This is a genomic window from Streptomyces sp. WG5 (assembly GCF_049974565.1).
In the GTDB taxonomy this organism is placed as follows: domain Bacteria; phylum Actinomycetota; class Actinomycetes; order Streptomycetales; family Streptomycetaceae; genus Streptomyces.
Genome location: NZ_JBNGGC010000028.1, coordinates 38,646 through 55,782, shown reverse-complemented (window position 1 = coordinate 55,782; position 17,137 = coordinate 38,646). Strand labels below are relative to the sequence as shown.

At 72.9% G+C, this 17,137-nt stretch carries 17 protein-coding genes and 1 pseudogene; 9 read left to right on the top strand and 9 right to left on the bottom strand.

Going from position 1 to position 17,137, the window contains the following annotated elements; translation table 11 throughout:
* Window positions 1-58 precede the first annotated feature (58 nt).
* The gene (locus ACP4IX_RS26245; protein WP_426556901.1) at window positions 59-1,279 is read left to right on the top strand and encodes a cytochrome P450; all 1,221 of its coding nucleotides are present in this window, start codon (window positions 59-61) and stop codon (window positions 1,277-1,279) included.
* Here ACP4IX_RS26245 and ACP4IX_RS26240 read toward each other — a convergent pair.
* The 3 genes from ACP4IX_RS26240 to ACP4IX_RS26230 form a co-directional block, all read right to left on the bottom strand.
* Entirely contained in the window at window positions 1,262-1,525 is a 264-nt protein-coding gene (locus tag ACP4IX_RS26240) for a hypothetical protein (protein WP_426556900.1), read from the bottom strand. The two genes, ACP4IX_RS26245 and ACP4IX_RS26240, sit on opposite strands and share 18 nt — an antisense overlap.
* 115 nt (window positions 1,526-1,640) lie before the next feature.
* Window positions 1,641-3,245 carry an ABC transporter permease gene (locus ACP4IX_RS26235; RefSeq protein WP_426556898.1) on the bottom strand — a complete coding sequence of 535 codons (1,605 nt, stop codon included), beginning with the start codon at window positions 3,243-3,245 and terminating at the stop codon, window positions 1,641-1,643.
* Window positions 3,242-4,186, bottom strand: a complete 945-nt coding sequence (locus tag ACP4IX_RS26230) for an ATP-binding cassette domain-containing protein (protein WP_426556896.1) — start codon at window positions 4,184-4,186, stop codon at window positions 3,242-3,244. The genes ACP4IX_RS26235 and ACP4IX_RS26230 overlap by 4 nt, the downstream gene beginning before the upstream one ends.
* A 73-nt stretch (window positions 4,187-4,259) precedes the next feature.
* Here ACP4IX_RS26230 and ACP4IX_RS26225 point away from each other — a divergent pair, with 73 nt between their 5' ends.
* On the top strand, window positions 4,260-4,766 hold the full coding sequence (locus ACP4IX_RS26225; protein ID WP_426556894.1) for a GbsR/MarR family transcriptional regulator: 507 nt from the start codon (window positions 4,260-4,262) through the stop codon (window positions 4,764-4,766).
* 447 nt (window positions 4,767-5,213) lie between these two features.
* Here ACP4IX_RS26225 and ACP4IX_RS26220 read toward each other — a convergent pair whose 3' ends face one another.
* On the bottom strand, window positions 5,214-6,101 hold the full coding sequence (locus ACP4IX_RS26220; RefSeq protein WP_426520839.1) for a diacylglycerol kinase: 888 nt from the start codon (window positions 6,099-6,101) through the stop codon (window positions 5,214-5,216).
* A gap of 185 nt (window positions 6,102-6,286) precedes the next feature.
* Between ACP4IX_RS26220 and ACP4IX_RS26215 the strand changes: the two genes are divergently transcribed.
* Window positions 6,287-7,570 (top strand): adenylosuccinate synthase, encoded by a 1,284-nt coding sequence (locus ACP4IX_RS26215; protein WP_426520837.1) that lies wholly within the window; start codon window positions 6,287-6,289, stop codon window positions 7,568-7,570.
* Between the two features lie 118 nt (window positions 7,571-7,688).
* A complete protein-coding gene (locus ACP4IX_RS26210; protein WP_426520835.1) occupies window positions 7,689-8,180 on the top strand; it encodes a DUF3515 family protein in 492 nt (163 codons plus the stop codon).
* 50 nt (window positions 8,181-8,230) lie between these two features.
* Here ACP4IX_RS26210 and ACP4IX_RS26205 read toward each other — a convergent pair whose 3' ends face one another.
* The 3 genes from ACP4IX_RS26205 to ACP4IX_RS26195 form a co-directional block, all read right to left on the bottom strand.
* Complete coding sequence (locus tag ACP4IX_RS26205; protein WP_426520833.1) at window positions 8,231-8,881, bottom strand: hypothetical protein; 651 nt, start codon at window positions 8,879-8,881, stop codon at window positions 8,231-8,233.
* 141 nt (window positions 8,882-9,022) lie between these two features.
* The gene (locus ACP4IX_RS26200) at window positions 9,023-9,724 is read right to left on the bottom strand and encodes a GntR family transcriptional regulator (RefSeq protein ID WP_426556892.1); all 702 of its coding nucleotides are present in this window, start codon (window positions 9,722-9,724) and stop codon (window positions 9,023-9,025) included.
* A gap of 111 nt (window positions 9,725-9,835) precedes the next feature.
* Window positions 9,836-11,191 (bottom strand): aspartate aminotransferase family protein, encoded by a 1,356-nt coding sequence (locus ACP4IX_RS26195; protein WP_426521093.1) that lies wholly within the window; start codon window positions 11,189-11,191, stop codon window positions 9,836-9,838.
* A gap of 87 nt (window positions 11,192-11,278) precedes the next feature.
* Here ACP4IX_RS26195 and ACP4IX_RS26190 point away from each other — a divergent pair.
* Together ACP4IX_RS26190 and ACP4IX_RS26185 are read left to right on the top strand one after the other, a co-directional pair.
* A pseudogene (locus tag ACP4IX_RS26190) lies at window positions 11,279-11,592 on the top strand (DJ-1/PfpI family protein); the annotation flags it as partial.
* 151 nt (window positions 11,593-11,743) lie between these two features.
* Window positions 11,744-13,708 (top strand): serine/threonine-protein kinase, encoded by a 1,965-nt coding sequence (locus ACP4IX_RS26185; RefSeq protein WP_426556890.1) that lies wholly within the window; start codon window positions 11,744-11,746, stop codon window positions 13,706-13,708.
* Window positions 13,709-13,810: 102 nt separating this feature from the next.
* Here the strand turns inward: ACP4IX_RS26185 and ACP4IX_RS26180 are convergent, their stop codons facing one another.
* Window positions 13,811-14,563 carry an SLATT domain-containing protein gene (locus ACP4IX_RS26180; protein ID WP_426520827.1) on the bottom strand — a complete coding sequence of 251 codons (753 nt, stop codon included), beginning with the start codon at window positions 14,561-14,563 and terminating at the stop codon, window positions 13,811-13,813.
* A gap of 267 nt (window positions 14,564-14,830) precedes the next feature.
* Here ACP4IX_RS26180 and ACP4IX_RS26175 point away from each other — a divergent pair, with 267 nt between their 5' ends.
* The 3 genes from ACP4IX_RS26175 to ACP4IX_RS26165 all read left to right on the top strand — a co-directional run bounded on the left by ACP4IX_RS26175 (window position 14,831) and on the right by ACP4IX_RS26165 (window position 16,500).
* A complete protein-coding gene (locus ACP4IX_RS26175; RefSeq protein WP_426521091.1) occupies window positions 14,831-15,175 on the top strand; it encodes a YbaB/EbfC family nucleoid-associated protein in 345 nt (114 codons plus the stop codon).
* A 73-nt stretch (window positions 15,176-15,248) separates the two neighbouring features.
* Window positions 15,249-15,848: a recombination mediator RecR gene (recR, locus tag ACP4IX_RS26170; protein WP_007451877.1), complete on the top strand. Its 600-nt coding sequence runs from the start codon at window positions 15,249-15,251 to the stop codon at window positions 15,846-15,848.
* The gene (locus ACP4IX_RS26165; RefSeq protein WP_426556888.1) at window positions 15,841-16,500 is read left to right on the top strand and encodes a DUF5063 domain-containing protein; all 660 of its coding nucleotides are present in this window, start codon (window positions 15,841-15,843) and stop codon (window positions 16,498-16,500) included. The genes recR and ACP4IX_RS26165 overlap by 8 nt, the downstream gene beginning before the upstream one ends.
* On the opposite strand, the gene ACP4IX_RS26160 is transcribed toward ACP4IX_RS26165, so the two are convergent.
* The gene (locus tag ACP4IX_RS26160) at window positions 16,493-17,131 is read right to left on the bottom strand and encodes an ankyrin repeat domain-containing protein (RefSeq protein ID WP_426556886.1); all 639 of its coding nucleotides are present in this window, start codon (window positions 17,129-17,131) and stop codon (window positions 16,493-16,495) included. The genes ACP4IX_RS26165 and ACP4IX_RS26160 overlap by 8 nt on opposite strands.
* Window positions 17,132-17,137 lie beyond the last annotated feature (6 nt).

Below are 17,137 nucleotides of genomic sequence, written 5' to 3'. Positions count from 1 at the left end.
GGCCCACGTACGGGCGGACCTCTGGGCACAGGGCCGGTCGAGGTCTTACTGTCCGTCCATGACGGCCGCATCCGACCTCGCCTTCGACCCGTGGGACCCGGCGTTCGTCGCCGACCCGTACCCTGCCTTCGCCGAGCTGCGGGCCCGGGGGCGCGTGCTCTACTACGAGCCGAGCGATCAGTGGCTGGTCCCGCACCACGCGGACGTGTCGGCGCTGCTGCGCGACCGCCGTCTGGGCCGGACGTACCGGCACCGGTTCACGCACGAGGAGTTCGGCCGCACCGCGCCCCCGCCGGAGCAGGAGCCGTTCCACACGCTCAACGACCACGGGATGCTGGATCTGGAGCCGCCGGACCACACCCGTATCCGGCGCCTGGTGTCCAAGGCGTTCACGCCGCGCACGGTGGAGCGGCTGAAGCCGTACGTGCGCGGGCTGGCGGACGACCTGGTGTCCCGGCTGGTGGCGGCGGGCGGCGGCGACCTGCTGCGGGACGTGGCCGAACCGCTCCCGGTCGCCGTGATCGCCGAGATGCTGGGCATCCCGGAGTCCGACCGCGCCCCGCTGCGCCCCTGGTCGGCGGACATCTGCGGGATGTACGAGCTGAACCCGTCCGAGGAGACGGCGGCGAGGGCGGTCCGCGCGTCGCTCGACTTCTCGGACTACCTGCGCGGACTGATCGCGGCCCGTCGCAGCGAGCCCGGCGACGATCTGGTCTCCGGCCTGATCGCGGCCCACGACGAGGACGACGACCGGCTCACCGAGCAGGAGATGATCTCGACCTGCGTGCTGCTCCTGAACGCCGGTCACGAGGCCACGGTGAACGCCACCACCAACGGCTGGCTGGCCCTCTTCCGCAACCCGGACCAACTGGCGGCCCTGCGCGCCGACCACTCCCTCGTCCCGTCCGCCGTCGAGGAGCTGATGCGCTACGACACCCCGCTCCAGCTCTTCGAACGCTGGGTGCTGGACGAGATCGAGATCGACGGGACGACCGTCCCGCGCGGCGCGGAGGTGGCGATGCTGTTCGGCTCCGCCAACCACGACCCGGCGGTCTTCACCGCCCCGGACCGCCTCGACCTCACCCGCCGCGACAACCCCCACATCTCCTTCAGCGCCGGTGTCCACTACTGCATCGGCGCCCCCCTGGCCCGCATCGAGCTGGCGGCGTCCATGACGGCCCTGCTGGAGAAGGCCCCGGCGCTGCGCCTGGCGGCGGAGCCGGAACGGAAGCCGAACTTCGTGATGCGGGGGCTGAGGGAGCTACGAGTGGAGGTCTGAGCGCCGGCGCCGTCCCAGCAGCCAGGCGCCCAGCGCCCAGACCGCGGCCGGCCCGACGGCTCCGCCGAGGAAGACGAAGGGCAGCTCGGTGCAGACGACGCCGAGGTCCATGCCGTTGTTCTCGAAGGCGTAACCGAGGTGCCGCTGGGTGCGGTCCGACGTCCCCCAGGCGAACACCGCCCCCGCGGCACCCACCGCCGACACCAGACACCCACCACACGTCACCGCGTCACGCCGTCGTCCCATGACCGTCAGGACGCCCCGGGCGCCCTGCCCGGTTTCCGGCACCGCCGCCGGGCCCGGGATCACGGGTGAGGCGGGCCGTGGGCTGATCACCGCCCGCTGCGGCACGGCACAGCGGTCACGCCACGTCCCGTCGCCGCAACCCGGCCAGTCCCACCCCCACCAGCACCACGGCGATCGACGTCAGCACCAGCACCGGCGCCCAGTTCATCTCCCCGCCCGGCAACTTCGGCAGGTGCGCGTACGGCGACACCTCCAGCACCCGCCGCGGCACATCCAGCGCCGGCCCGACCCAGCCGAGCAGCAGCACGGCCCCCGCGACGCCCCATGCGGCCACGGCACCGCGCGGCAGCACTCCGTGCAGCAGTACAGCCGCCCCGCCGATCACCCACACCGCCGGCAACTGCACCAGACACGCGCCCAGGATCGCCCCGGCGTCCCGTCCGTACCCGAGCGCGAATCCGGCCCCGGCGAGCAGCATGACGAGTGCCGCGCCCCCGAAGGCGACCGCCAGGTGGCCCGCGGCCCACCGCAGTCGTCCCACCGCGCCCGCGAGCACCGGTTCCGCCCGCCCGGACGTCTCCTCGCCGTGCAGCCGCAGCACCGACGCGACCACGTAGAGCGCGGCGATCAGCCCGAGCATCCCGACCATCGCCGACACGAACGAGTCGGTCAGCCCGGCCTGCCCGCCCATCCGCTCGATGATGTCGCGGGCCTGCTCGTTGTCCCCGACCAGGTCGGCCACGCCTTCGGTCATCGATCCGTAGACGGCCCCGGCGACGAGGAAGCCGACGCTCCAGCCGAGCACGCTGCCCCGCTGCAGGCGCCAGGCCAGCGCACCGGCCGTACGCAGGCGCCCGGCGGCCGGTCCCGGCCGGGCCGGCAGGAAGCTCATGCCGAGGTCCCGGCGTCCGGCCAGCTCGTAGGCGACCGCGGCCTGCACCACCGCCGCACCGGCGATCAGCGGCAGCACCCACCACCGCTCGGCCGCGAAGGCCCGCAGGTTCTCCAGCCAGCCCAGCGGTGACAACCACGTCAGTACGGACGAACCGTCGACCCTCGCCGAGTCGCCCGCCGCGCGCAGCACGAACGCCCCGCCCAGTACCGCCGCCGTCAGCCCCCGGGCCTGCCGCGCGCTCTCGGTCAGCTGGGCGGCGATCGCCGCCATGGTCGCGAAGAGCATCCCGACGCCCGCGATCCCGAGCCCGAGGGCCACCGCGCCGGCCGCCCCCTGCCCGGCCAGCCCGGCGATCACCAGCAGCGCGAGGACACCGTTGGCGACGGCCGCCGTGAGCAGGGCCGCCGTCAGCGGGGCCCGGCGGCCCACCATCCCGGAGGCGACCATGTCCTGCCGGCCGCTCTCCTCCTCGTCACGGGTGTGCCGTACGACGATCAGCAGGCTCGTCACGGCGGCGAGCGCGGCGGCGTACACACCGACGCGCCAGGCCGTGAGCGCGCCGAGGGAGTCGTCGAAGACGGGGCCGACCATCGCGCGCAGCGAGGAGTTCGTCTCCGTCTGCCGCATCAGGTCGGCGCGTTCGGCGGCGGTGCCGTACAGGCCCTCGATGGTGCCGGGCATGGACAGGACCATCAGCGCGTTCACCGCGGTCCATACCGGGATCAGCACCCGGTCGCGGCGCAGGGCGAAGCGCAGCAGCGTGCCGGTGCCGGCGAGCGGCCGCGCGCCGCCCGTCCGTACCCCGAGGGAGGCCGCGGCGCTCATCGGACCGTCACCTCGCCGGCCCCACTGACCCCACCGGTGCCACCGGCCTCGCCGGCCTCACCGGTCCGGTAGTGCCGCAGGAACAGCTCCTCCAGGGTCGGCGGCGTCGACGTCAGCGACCGCACGCCCGACTCGCTCAGCGACCTGAGTACGGCGTCCAGCCCGTCGGTGTCGACCTGCAGCCGGACCCGGTGTCCCCGGACCTCGAGGTCGTGCACGCCGGGCAGCAGCTCCAGCCCGCCCGGGACGCCCGCGAGTTCGGCGCTCACGCTGGTCCGCGTCAGGTGGCGCAGGTCGGCGAGCGAGCCGCTCTCGACGGTCCGCCCCTTGCGGATGATGCTGACCCGGTCGCACAACTCCTCGACCTCGCCGAGGACGTGGGAGGAGAGCAGGATCGTCCGCCCGCGCTCGCGTTCCTCCTCCACGCACCTGCGGAAGACCCCCTCCATCAGCGGATCCAGTCCCGAGGTGGGCTCGTCGAGGATCAGCAGGTCGACCTCGGAGGCGAAGGCGGCCACCAGGGCCACCTTCTGCCGGTTGCCCTTGGAGTAGGTGCGGCCCTTCTTGGTCGGGTCGAGTTCGAACCTCTCGATCAGCTCGGCCCGGCGCCCGGTGTCCAGGCCTCCCCGCAGCCGGCCGTAGAGGTCGATGACCTCGCCGCCGGAGAGGTTGCGCCACAGGGTCACGTCGCCGGGGACGTACGCGATCCGGCGGTGCGCCTCCACCGCGTCCGTCCACGGGTCGCGGCCGAGTACCTGCGCGGCGCCCGCGTCGGCGCGCAGCAGGCCGAGCAGGACGCGGATGGTGGTGGACTTGCCGGCGCCGTTGGGGCCGAGGAAGCCGTGCACCTCGCCGGTCTCGACGGCCAGGTCGAGCCCGTCCAGCGCGTGCGTCCGGCCGAACGACTTGTGGAGCCCGGAGACACTGATGGCCTTCGTCATGGTTCCGAAAGTACGCTTCCTTCAGAAATTTGTGAAGTTAAGGAAGCGTCAGGATGTGAGGGATGATCGAAGGATGAGGGAAGCAACGGAGCCGGCGGAACGGGATCGTGACCCCGAGGCGGTGTCGAAGTTCGTGGAGGGCTTCGCCGCCCAGCTCGTCGAGGCCGGGATGCAGCGCATGCCGGCCCGGGTCTTCGCCGCGCTGCTGGCCTCCGACTCGGGCTCGCTGACCTCGGCGGAACTGGGCGAGCAGCTCCGGGTCAGCCCCGCCGCCGTCTCCGGGGCCGTGCGCTACCTCTCGCAGCAGCACATGGTCTCGCGCGAGCGGGAACCGGGCTCGCGCCGGGAGCGGTACCGGGTGCACAGCGACCAGTGGTACGAGGCGCTCACCAACCGCGAGGCCGTCCTGAAGAGCTGGGGGAGCGCGCTGCGCGAAGGCGTCGCCAGCCTCGGCGCCGAGACCCCGGCGGGGCGCCGCATGGCCGAGACGCTGGCCTTCTTCGAGTTCGTCGACGGGGAGATCGCCGCGATGATGGAGCGCTGGCGCGTGCACCGGGCGGAGCGGTTCGGGCGGGGCTGAGGGGCGGCCGGGGGCGCCGGGAACGGGCACGTCCGCGTGTGCGGCCGACTACGCCGAGGTGCGGCCGGCCCGCACCGCTGGGAGGCGCACCGTGACCGTCATGGCAGAGCGACCGACGATGAGCGGGGCTCGGAGCACCGCGTCGGCGGTGGCCCGTTCCTGTGCGTCTTCCCAGGGACGAGCGGCGTACGGGCCCGGCCTCCACGCCGCACCCGGGCGCGTATGCGAGACGTCCGGCAACCGGCCGGACGGCGAGGCCCTGACCAGCCCTGCCGCCTGGCCAGCCCTCCCCGTGCCGCCTGGCCAGCCCTCCCCGTGCCGTCTGACCAGCCCTCCCCGTGCCGTCTGACCAGCCCTCCCCGTGCCGTCTGGCCAGCCCTCCCCGTGCCGTCTGACCAGCCCTCCCCGTGCCGTCTGGCCAGCCCTCCCCGTGCCGCCTGACCAGCCCTACCTCGTCGGCAGCGTCAGCCCCCACGCCCCCTCCCGCACCGTCCACGTCCGCGTTCCCACCGGCCCCGACACCACCGCGTCGGCCCGGTACCGGAAGTGCGCCCCCGACACGGTCACCGTCCGCCCCCGCGCCGTCAGCGGCGACGCCTCCGCGCCCACCGACAGCGGCCGCACCTCCACCACGGCCACCCCGCCGGCACCCGGCATCAGCGACACCGCCTCGACCGGCTGGTCCAGGTCGACCAGGATCACCCCGTCGACCTCCACCCGCAGCCGCTCCGGACCGGCCGCCCCCAGGGGCGCCGTGATCCTGGCCGGCCGTGAGGACGCCAGCGACCGGACGAGGGACTGGCAGGTCCGCAGCCAGGGGTGAGCCGGCGCTCCCGGCCCCGCCTGCGCACCCCCGTGTGCCGGGACCGGCGGAATCCTCACCGCTCCCAGGACCACCCCGTCACTGTCGTCGACGAGCAGGTCGAGCCGGCGTTCCGCACCGTCCAGCACCGTCCGGGCCGCCGCGACCGCGCCCGACGGCAGACCGAGCGCCCGGGTGAGGCCCAGGACCGCTCCCACCGGCACCACCGACAGCGCGCAGTCCGCCAGCTCCCGCTGCCGGTGCAGCAGGGTGACGGCCCGCAGCAGCGCGCGGTCGTCACCGATCACGACGGGCCGTCGCGAACCCTTTCGCCGCAGTGCCCGGGCGAACTCCTCCGGACCGTCCGGCAGACACACCTTCGTGCTCGCCGCACCCGCGCTGAGCACGTCTTTCGCGATCCGGACGGACTCTCCGTCCGTCCGCCGGGCGACCGGATCGACGACCACCAGGAGCTGATCGGGCACCGCGGAAGATGTTCCGGAAGATGTCGCGGAAGTCGCCACCTCGGCCATGCCTCGCTTCCTCGGGTAGCATCCTTGTGCAAGAGCCCCTTGCGCTATTGCGCCAGGGGCTTCGTCTATTCCGGGGCATCCGGTCCGACGGTTGGCGGCCAACGACGGTCGCGGTGTACGTGGCGGAAACCCACCGCGTACGCCCTCGACCTTGGACATGCCCCGCCCGGAAGGGGTGTACGCGCGTGCCCGCACTTGTGCTGCTCGGTGCTCAGTGGGGTGACGAAGGCAAGGGAAAGGCGACGGACCTGCTCGGTGGTTCCGTCGACTATGTGGTGCGCTACCAAGGCGGCAACAACGCCGGCCACACGGTAGTCGTGGGCGACCAGAAGTACGCCCTCCACCTGCTCCCTTCCGGAATCCTGTCTCCCGGCTGTACGCCGGTCATCGGAAACGGCGTCGTTGTCGACCCGTCGGTCCTGTTCTCCGAGCTGAGCGGGCTGAACGAGCGCGGCGTCGACACGTCCAAGCTCCTGATCAGCGGTAACGCGCACATCATCACGCCGTACAACGTGACCGTCGACAAGGTGACGGAACGCTTCCTCGGCAAGCGCAAGATCGGCACCACCGGCCGCGGCATCGGCCCGACCTACGCCGACAAGATCAACCGTGTGGGCATCCGCGTCCAGGACCTCTACGACGAGTCGATCCTCACCCAGAAGGTCGAGGCGGCGCTCGACGCCAAGAACCAGATGCTCACCAAGCTCTACAACCGCCGTGCGATCGCCACGGGCCAGGTGGTCGAGGAGCTGCTGGGCTACGCGGACAAGCTCCGCCCGTACGTCGCCGACACCGTCCTGGTCCTCAACCAGGCCCTCGACGACGACAAGGTGGTCCTCTTCGAGGGCGGCCAGGGCACGCTGCTCGACATCGACCACGGCACGTACCCCTTCGTCACCTCGTCGAACCCGACCGCGGGCGGTGCCTGCACGGGCGCCGGCGTCGGCCCGACGAAGATCAGCCGGGTCATCGGCATCCTGAAGGCGTACACGACCCGTGTCGGCGCCGGACCGTTCCCGACGGAGTTGTTCGACGAGGACGGCGAGGCGCTGCGCCGCATCGGCGGCGAGCGCGGTGTCACCACCGGCCGTGACCGCCGCTGCGGCTGGTTCGACGCGGTGATCGCCCGTTACGCGACCCGCGTCAACGGCCTCACCGACTTCTTCCTCACCAAGCTCGACGTCCTCACCGGCTGGGAGCAGATCCCGGTCTGCGTGGCGTACGAGATCGACGGCAAGCGCGTCGAGGAGCTGCCGTACTCGCAGTCCGACTTCCACCACGCGAAGCCGGTCTACGAGATGCTGCCGGGCTGGAGCGAGGACATCAGCAAGGCGAAGACCTTCGGCGAGCTGCCGAAGAACGCCCAGGCGTACGTCAAGGCGCTGGAGGAGATGTCCGGCGCTCCGATCTCCGCGATCGGCGTGGGCCCGGGCCGGGACGAGACGATCGAGATCAACTCGTTCCTGTAGGAACGGCGGGTGGACGGCGGCGGCCGGGGTCCGAGCGGGGCCCCGGCCGCCGCCGTCCACCCGACGGATACGCTGGCGGGTGCCAGCAGCGGACGGACAGCGCGGAGCGGATCGGAACATGCGGAAGCCCACCACCCGGATGTGGATCTGGCTGGCCGTCGCGGTCGTCGCCGTCACCGGCGGGCTCCTCTATGTCGACAGTCACCGCGTCTCCGCCGCCCCGCACGCGGACGACGCCCAGTGCGACAAGGTGGTCGACCGCCTCCCCGACGACCTCCCCGGCGCCACGCGCGACTGGGCCCTCGGTGAAGGCGTCGCCTCCTGGGGCGGCCAGAAGGCGGTGTTCCGCTGCGGCGCCGAGGAACTGCCGCCGAACATCAACCTCTGCGTCACCGTCGACGGTGTCGACTGGGTCCTGGACGAGGAGCGGCTCAAGCGCGACGGCGTGAGCGTGCTGCGGACGTACGGGCGCTCCCCGGCCGTCGAGTTCACGTACACCGGGCCGCGCGAGGAGGTGGGCGGCGTCCTCACCGCGCTGGAACCCGCTGTGGAGTGGCTCCCGCAGGACCGCAAGTGCGTCGGGCTCCAGGACGCCGACGTCGTCCTGTAGCCGGTCGGTCCGCTCCGCCCGGGTCTCTCCCAGCCGCGCTGACCGGCCGGTCAGCTGAAGACGATCATCGATCCCTGGGCCAGGCTCCGCGTGGCCCCCGCGTGCAGCCCCAGCCACACATGGCGCTCCCGGGCGAAGGGGCCGGACTCGTACGGTACGGGTGCGGCCGGTTCCTCCAGTTCCGTCGGGGCGAGCGGCGGATGCGGCGGTGCCGGAGGGTTGGCCGGATCGATACCGAGGGCCGGGCCGACGGCCTCCAGTTCCCGGAGCAGGGTGTGCGAGGAGCCCAAGGGGCCGCCGCCTGCGAGGAGTTCATCGCTCGCGAGCGGGTGCGGGAAGTCGACGGGGACGTAGGCGCCCGCGTGGTCGTAGTGCCAGACCAGGTGCGACTGCTGGGCGGTCGTCTCGAACATCTCCAGCAACTGCTCGTAGTCGCCGCCGAGTTCGTCCACCGGCGTCACCGGCAGCCCGCAGACCTGGAGCAGGTAGGCGCGGCGCAGGAAGTGCAGCGCGTCGTAGTCGAATCCGGCCACCGGGGCGACCTCGCCGGAGAGTCCCGGCATGTACTGGTACACCGGCACCGGCGGCAGTCCGGCCTCGGCGAGCACCTTGTCGTATTGCGCGAGTTCCTCGGCGAACGGGTTGTCCGGCGTGTGGCACAAGACGTCGACGAGCGGTACCAGCCACAGGTCACAGGCCAAAAGAGGGCTCCTCACACAGCACGGTGGTCAGCGAAGCGAAGCGTAGTCGGTGGGTGTCGGTACGGGGCGGCGCGGGTTGTGTGCAGATCCCATACCCATCTGGGGCCGGACCACGACACCCCGGGCGTTGGTCATCCCCGGTCATTGCCGGGCGAGTCGCTCGATGAGGGCGAGCGAGTGGGCGTTGTACGCGTCGACGAGCGAGCGCGCCCCCGCGGCGTCGCGGCGGGCGAGGGCGTCGACCAGTTCGGTGTGCCCGGACCACAGGGCGCCGCGCAGATCGCTGAGCCGGCGCAGGTGCTGCACCGTGCACACCCAGCTCTGCACGCGCAGCCGGTGCAGGAAGTCGGAGAGGTAGCGGTTGCCGAAGAGCACGGCCAGCTCGCGCCAGTACCGCAGGTCGTAGCCGATGAGGACGGGCAGGTCGCCGGCCGCGGCGGCGCGCTGCGCCTCCTCGCCGCGCCGCCGGACCCCGGCGAGGGCGGCGACGATCCGCGGGTCGTCGGGGTCCGGGCCGCCCCGGCGGTCGTCGATGAGGACGAGGAACATTCCGTCGGTGACGAGGGAGCGGGCCGCGATCATGCCGCGGAAGTCGTCGACCGAGTACTCGTGTACGCGGAAGCCGCGGTGGTGGTCGGCGTCGAGGAGTCCCTGCGCGGACAGGTCGACCAGGGCCTCGCGCACGGGCGTCGCGGACACCCCGTACTGCTCGGCTATCTCCTTGACCGTGAACTCCTGCCCCGGCTGGAGCCGCCCGGCCAGCACCTCGTCGCGGAGTGCGTCGGCGATCTGCTGGCGCAGGGTGCTGCGCGTGACGGCACCGGTGCCGCTGGGACCGGGCATGGTCGGGCGTCTCCTCGTCGCGTTCGGGGCATGCTCGTACGCGTGTCCACTGCGTACGAGCACGCCACCTTACGCGCTCGGGTTCCCACCCTGCCCGTATGCGGGCAGCTCTTACTCGGTGTACTCGTCCGCCACGGACAGTGCGGTGTCCAGGGCCGCCAGGCCCTCCTTCAGTTCGGCCTCGGAGATGTTGCACGGCGGCACCACGTGGGTCCGGTTCATGTTCACGAACGGCCACACACCGTGCGCCTTGGCCGAGGCGGCGAACGCGGACATCGGGGTGGCGGCCTGCCCGGTCGCGTTGTAGGGGACCAGCGGCTCCCGGGTCTCCCGGTTCCTCACCAGTTCCAGTGCCCAGAACATGCCGGTGCCGCGCACGTCGCCCACGCTCGGGTGGCGTGCGGCCAGCTCCCGCAGGGCCGGCTCGACGACTTCGGCCCCGAGCCGGGCGGCGTGCTCGACGATGCCCTCCTCCGCCATCACGTTGATGGTGGCGACGGCCGCGGCGCAGGCCAGCGGGTGCCCGGAGTAGGTCAGCCCGCCGGGGTAGGGCCGCTCGGCGAACGTCTCGGCGATCCGCGCGGAGATCGCGACACCGCCCAGCGGGACGTAGCCCGAGTTCACGCCCTTGGCGAAGGTCATCAGGTCGGGCACGACGTCGTACAGGTCGGCCGCGAACCACGTGCCGGTCCGCCCGAAGCCGGCCATGACCTCGTCCAGGACGAAGACGATCCCGTACTTGTCGCAGATCTCGCGGACCCCGGCCAGGTAACCGGCCGGCGGCGTCATGATCCCCGCCGTGCCCGGGATCGTCTCCAGGATGACCGCGGCGACGGTCCCCGGCCCCTCGAAGGCGATCGTCGTCTCCAGGTGCTCCAGCGCCCGCGCGCACTCCTGCTCCTCGGTCTCGGCGTAGAAGCGCGAGCGGTACAGGAAGGGTGCCCAGAAGTGCACGGCACCGGCCGTGCCGCTGTCCGAGGCCCAGCGGCGCGGGTCGCCGGTGAGGTTGATCGCCTGCTGGGTGCCGCCGTGGTACGAGCGGTACGCCGACAGCACCTTCGGCCGCCCGGTGTGCAGCCGCGCCATGCGCACGGCGTGCTCCACGGCGTCGGCGCCGGCGTTGGTGAAGAAGATCTTGTCCAGGTCGCCGGGTGTCCGTTCGGCGATCAGCCGGGCCGCCTCCGAGCGCGCCTCGACGGCGAACGCGGGCGCGAAGGTCGTCAGCCGTGCCGCCTGCTCCTGGATCGCGGCGACGACCTTGGGGTGCTGGTAGCCGATGTTGGTGTAGACGAGCCCGCTGGCGAAGTCGAGGTAGCGCTTGCCTTCGTAGTCCCAGAAGTACGACCCCTCGGCGCCGGCGACGGCGAGCGGGTCGATGAGCTCCTGCGCGGACCAGGAGTGGAAGACGTGCGCGCGGTCCGCGGCCTTCACGGCGGCGCCGGCCTGGGGGTTGGGCTGAGGGGTCATGCGGCCGAGGGTAGATGTCCGCGATGCGGAAACGGAATCGGCGTCCTGTCTGCGGTCGGAGCCTTTCCACGACAGGTTGTCGACGTCCATGCGGTCCGTACCGTCGGCCCCACCACCGCCCCCGTCACGAGCATCGGCGGCCTGCGCGTCCAGCCCGGCCTGGCCTGGCCGGCCTGCGCCCCGAGGACAGCTCCCTGCTGATCCTGCCGGGCGCCGATCGGTGGGACACCTCCGCCGACCTCGCCCCCTTCGCCCGTACCGCCCGCGCCGTCCTGGACGCCGGTGTGCCCGTCGCCGCCCTCTGCGGCGCCACCGCCGGGCTGGCCCGGGAGGGCCTGCTCGACGACCACGCGCACCAGTGCCGTCTCCTACGGGTCCGAGGCGGCGCCGGCGGAGGCGGTCGAGGCCCTCGAACGCCTGTCGAAGGTGCTGGGCTCCCTCGGCCCGCCTGTTACGGAACCGTAGAACCGGACCGGCTCACCGAACGGCCGCCCCGCACTATCGTTGTGGTGTTGCTCACGTGGATTCACGTGCGGGGGAAGGCGGCGCGACATGGAGAAGCTCGGGGTCGGGGACCCGCGGCACATCGGCGCTTATCGACTGCTGGGCCGGCTCGGTGCGGGCGGCATGGGCCAGGTCTACCTGGCCCGTTCGGACCGCGGACGCACGGTCGCCGTCAAGCTGGTCCGCGAGGAGCTGGCCGCGCAGGAGGAGTTCCGGGAGCGGTTCCGGCAGGAGGTCGGGTCCGCGCGGCGGGTCGGCGGGTACTGGACGGCACCCGTGCTGGACGCCGACACCGAGGCCGCCGTCCCGTGGGTCGCCACCGGGTACGTCGCGGGCCCCAGCCTCCAGCAGGTCGTGGGGCACGACCACGGCGCTCTGCCGGAGCGCTCGGTGCGGACCCTGGCCGCCGGGCTCGCCCACGCGCTCCAGGACATCCACGCCGCCGGGATCGTGCACCGCGACCTCAAGCCGTCCAACGTGCTCGTCACCATCGACGGCCCCCGGGTCATCGACTTCGGCATCGCACGGGCCCTGGAGACGGTCACCGAGGGCGGGCTGACCCGCACCGGCGCGCTCGTCGGCTCGCCCGGTTTCATGGCGCCCGAGCAGGTGCGCGGCGACCGCGTCACGCCCGCGTGCGACGTCTTCTGCCTCGGCTCGGTCCTCGCCTACGCGGCCACCGGCAAGCTGCCCTTCGGCACCACCGACAGCGGCGTGCACGCGCTGATGTTCCGCATCGCGCAGGAGGAACCCGACCTGGACGGTGTGCCCGAGGGCATCGCCGACCTCGTCCGCGACTGCCTGAGGAAGGACCCCGCCGCACGGCCCGCCCTCGCCGAGGTCCTGGAGCGCACGGGGGCGCACGACACGGTCGCCGACGGCCGTTCCCGTGATCCCTGGCTGCCCGGCGTGCTGGTGGCCCAGCTGGGCCGGCACGCGGTGCTGCTGCTGGACACGGAGGACCCGCAGTCACCGGGCGCGGCCGGGACCGCCGGGGGCGACGACGCGGCGGCCGGCCCGGAGCGGGACGCTCCGGACGCGGACGCTAGCCCGCTCCCGTTCCGGAACCCGCTCCGGCCCCAGGACCGGTTCCCGGGGCCCGAACCGGGCACGACGCCGCCGGACGGCGGCCCGCCGCCACCGCGTGAGCCGGGCAGCGGCACCCCGCTGAACCACCTCCCCACCCTGGTCGCGGGCCAGAGCCCCCCGACTCCTCCGCCCGCCCACGGCCACCCGCAACACCCCCAGCCGCAACACCCCCACCCGCAACCCCACCCCCATCCCCAGCCGCCCGCCCACGGCTACGCCCCGGCACCGGCACCGGCCTGGACCGCGCCTCCCGGGTACCACCCGCCGTACGGCGGCCTCGGCTCGACCCCGCCCTACGGGCCCCCTCCGTACGGCCCGCCCGCCGAGCCGCCCCGAAGAGGCCGGTCCACCGCGCTGCTGATCGTGGTCGCCCTGGTCGTCGCGCTGGGCGCCGGAGGCTCGGTCTACGCCCTGATGAGCGGGGACGGCGACGGCGCGAGCCGGGCCGACGACGACCGCTCGAGCCCCTCGACGGTCGGTGCGTCCCAGAACCCGGGCCCCGGTACGGGCAGCCCGGCGCCGACGACCGGGGACGACCGGCCGGCGGCGCCCACGTCGTCGGCGGCCGAGGACGGCACGATCCCGGCGGCCTACCTGGGCACCTGGGCGACGACCATCGACAACGAGTCCGGCGTCCACCCCCGGCGGCTGACCATCCGGCAGGGCGACGTGGGCGACACGGTCCTGTCCCTCGTCGCCGACGGCCCCGCCGGCAACGGCACCTACCACTGCGTCTTCGAGGCCGACCTGGCCGGTGCCCCGGGCTCCGACGGCCCCCTGGACATCGGCCCGTCCAGGGTGACGGCGGGCCCGGCCACCTCCTGCCGCCCGGGCGACCCCACCCGGGTCACCCTCCTGCCGAACGGCACCCTGGAACGCACCAACACCGGCAACGGCGAAAAGCTGACCTACCGACGCCGGTAGCCGCCCGCCGCCCGCGCAACCGCCTCCCGTCCGCCGTCGCCGCCGGCACACACCCCCGGTCCCTGAGGGCCGGCCGCACCCCTGCTCGCACCGCGACGTCCGTCACCGGGGCTCCGGCGGCCGCTGCCGGGGCATGTTCGGCCGGGGCCCGTTCGACGACACCGAGAACCGTCCCGGCCCCCCTGCCCCCGCTTCCGGGCGTCCCCCTCCGGACGCCCCCGCCTGCAGCTCCAGCGGTGCCGACCCGGTCCGGAAGTCCACCATCCAGTCCGCTGTCTCCGCCCGCACCAGCTCCGTCACGTCCTCGGAGAACCGCCGCAGCACCAGCAGACACCGTTCGGCCGCCTCGCTCGCCGTTCCGTCCGCAGGTCCCAGCACCTCGCGCACGCTCTCCGACGCCCAGTCGAACTGGAGCACCTGAAGCCGCCGCTGCACCGCCTGCGCCGTCGCCACGTCCCGCATCCAGCCGGACGTGAATCCGAAGTACCGGTCCGCGGCCACGCACGCCACCGCGACCAGCAGCGCCAGATACCCCCAGGGCGCGCCCCTGCCCACCGTCCCGGACATGTCCAGCAGCGGCAGCGCCGCCCCGGCGAGAGCCCCGGCCGCGGCCCCGGTCCGCAGCGCGACGGCGCTCCGCCGCTTCCACACCCGGTCCGCCAGGTACCAGGCCGCCGTGTCCAGCGCGCCCCGCTCCACCCACCGGTACAGCTCGTCCAGCCGTTCCGCGGGCAGTGCCCAGTCCCCGAGCGGAAACGCCCGCCCGGTCAGGTCGCCCGGTCGCGGCCCGGCCGCCCCCTCACCACCCCGCCCGTCCTGCGGCGGCCCCTCGGGCTGCATCCCCGGCTGACCCACCCGGCACTCCCTACTGTCGCCGTCCGTGAAGACCCCAAGACGCCCTGAAGACCTCGTGCGCGGAATCCTTCCTACCGCCCAATGGGTGGCGAAGACCCGGGTTCGGCCGCTTTTCCGCCCGGAAGGGGGCGTTAATCAGATATAGGCCTCCCCTCGGCATCACTCGAAAGAGTGCTGGAGCGGGGGCCGCGCGGACCACGTAGGCTCGTGCCGAACGGCAAAAATCCCGCGGTGACCCCGCGGCGACAGCGGCGACAGGAGCTGAACGTGATCCCCGGTGGTGGCCAGCCCAACATGCAGCAGCTGCTTCAGCAGGCCCAGAAGATGCAGCAGGACCTCGCCCGGGCGCAGGAGGAGCTGGCGAGGACCGAGGTCGACGGCCAGGCGGGCGGCGGTCTGGTGAAGGCGACGGTCACCGGCTCCGGCGAGCTGCGCGCCCTGCAGATCGACCCGAAGGCGGTGGACCCGGAGGACACCGAGACCCTCGCCGACCTGGTCGTCGCCGCGGTCCAGGCGGCCAACGAGAACGCGCAGGCCCTCCAGCAGCAGAAGCTGGGTCCGCTCGCCCAGGGCATGGGCGGTGGCAGCGGCATCCCCGGCCTGCCTTTCTGAGTTCGCCTTTCTCAGACCGGCCGAAGCCCTCTACCGTACGTAGTGCAGGAACCTCAGGAAGGACGGCAGTCCGTTGTACGAAGGCGTGGTCCAGGACCTCATCGACGAACTCGGGCGGCTGCCCGGCGTCGGTCCCAAGAGCGCGCAGCGGATCGCCTTCCACATCCTTCAGGCGGAACCGACCGACGTACGGCGGCTGGCCCAGGCCCTCATGGAAGTGAAGGCCAAGGTCCGCTTCTGTGCGACCTGCGGAAACGTCGCGCAGGAGGAGCAGTGCAACATCTGCCGCGACACCCGGCGTGATCCTTCCGTCATCTGTGTCGTGGAGGAGCCGAAGGACGTCGTGGCCATCGAGCGCACCCGCGAGTTCCGCGGGCGCTACCACGTGCTCGGCGGCGCGATCAGCCCGATCGACGGAGTCGGCCCCGACGACCTCCGTATCCGTGAACTGCTCGCCCGCCTCGCGGACGGCACGGTCACGGAGCTGATCCTGGCCACGGACCCGAATCTGGAGGGCGAGGCCACGGCCACGTACCTCGCCCGCATGATCAAGCCCATGGGCCTCAAGGTCACCCGCCTGGCCAGCGGCCTCCCGGTGGGCGGCGACCTGGAATACGCGGACGAGGTGACCCTCGGCCGCGCCTTCGAGGGGAGACGACTCCTAGATGTCTGACGCCACTCTGCACGCGACCAACCAGAACCCCGACGACTTCGCCGTTCAGATCGCGGACCAGATCGAGAGCTTCCTGGTCGCCGTCACCGAGGTCGCCAAGGGCGACGAACCGGACTCGGCGGTCCCCTTCCTCCTCCTGGAGGTCTCCCAGCTCATGCTGGCCGGCGGCCGGCTGGGCGCCCACGAGGACATCGTCCCGGACGAGCGCTACGAGCCCGACCCGGGCCCCGAGCTGGACGTGGACGACCTGCGCGAGAACCTCGCCCGCATCCTCGAACCGATCGACGTCTACTCCGAGGTGTTCGACCCCTACGAGCCGCGCAGGGCCCGGGTCCCGGCCCGTATCTCCGACGACCTCACCGACGTCATCACCGACCTCCGGCACGGCATGGTCCACTACAAGGCGGGCCGCACCACGGAGGCCCTGTGGTGGTGGCAGTTCTCCTACTTCTCCAACTGGGGTTCCACGGCCTCCGCGACCCTGCGCGCCCTCCAGTCCGTCGTCGCCCACGTCCGCCTGAACCAGCCCCTGGAGGAGCTGGACGGCCTGGACACCGACCAGGACCTCGGCGACGAGACCCTGGAGACGGAGGCCGGCCGGGTGATGGTCCAGGAGATCGCGGGCCCGCTGGGGCTGCGGCCGGTCACGTAGCGGAGCCGTCGGCCCCCGCGGCGCGCAGGTCGTCCGCGATCCGCTCGTAGCGGTGCCGCTTCTCCTCGTCCCGGCCCGCGTGCCGACGCGCGCAGTCGAGCGCCCGGGGCGTTGCCTCGGCGCCGTGGCCGAGCAGCCGGCGTACCGCCTCGACGTGCCCGAAGCAGGACGCCCACTCCAAGGCCGTCCTCCCCTTCATGGCCCTGTCCTCGAGGTCCGCGCCACGCTCGGCGAGCAGGTCGACGGTCCCGGTGTGGTTCGAGCTCGCCGCCGTCACCAGCGGCGTGTACGGAATCCTGTCGGCCTGCGCCCGCATGGACACCCCGGAGTCCAGCAGCGCCTCGACGACGGGCGTGTGCCCGAGCGACGCCGCATAGGTCAGCGGAGTGTGGTCGTGGTAGTACCCGGCGTGCAGCGCCGGATCGGCACCGGCCGCGAGGAGCAGCCGTACCACGTCGACGTGGTTCTCCTGCACCGCCAGGTCGAGCGCGGACCGCGCCTGGTCGTTGACGGCGTCCACCGGGACTCCCGAGTCCAGCAGCCGGGCCACCCCTTCCACGTCGCCGGCCTGCGCGGCCCCGGGCAGTTCGTTCGAACGCGGGGCGCGTGGTCCGTTAGAGGGTCTCGACATACGGCG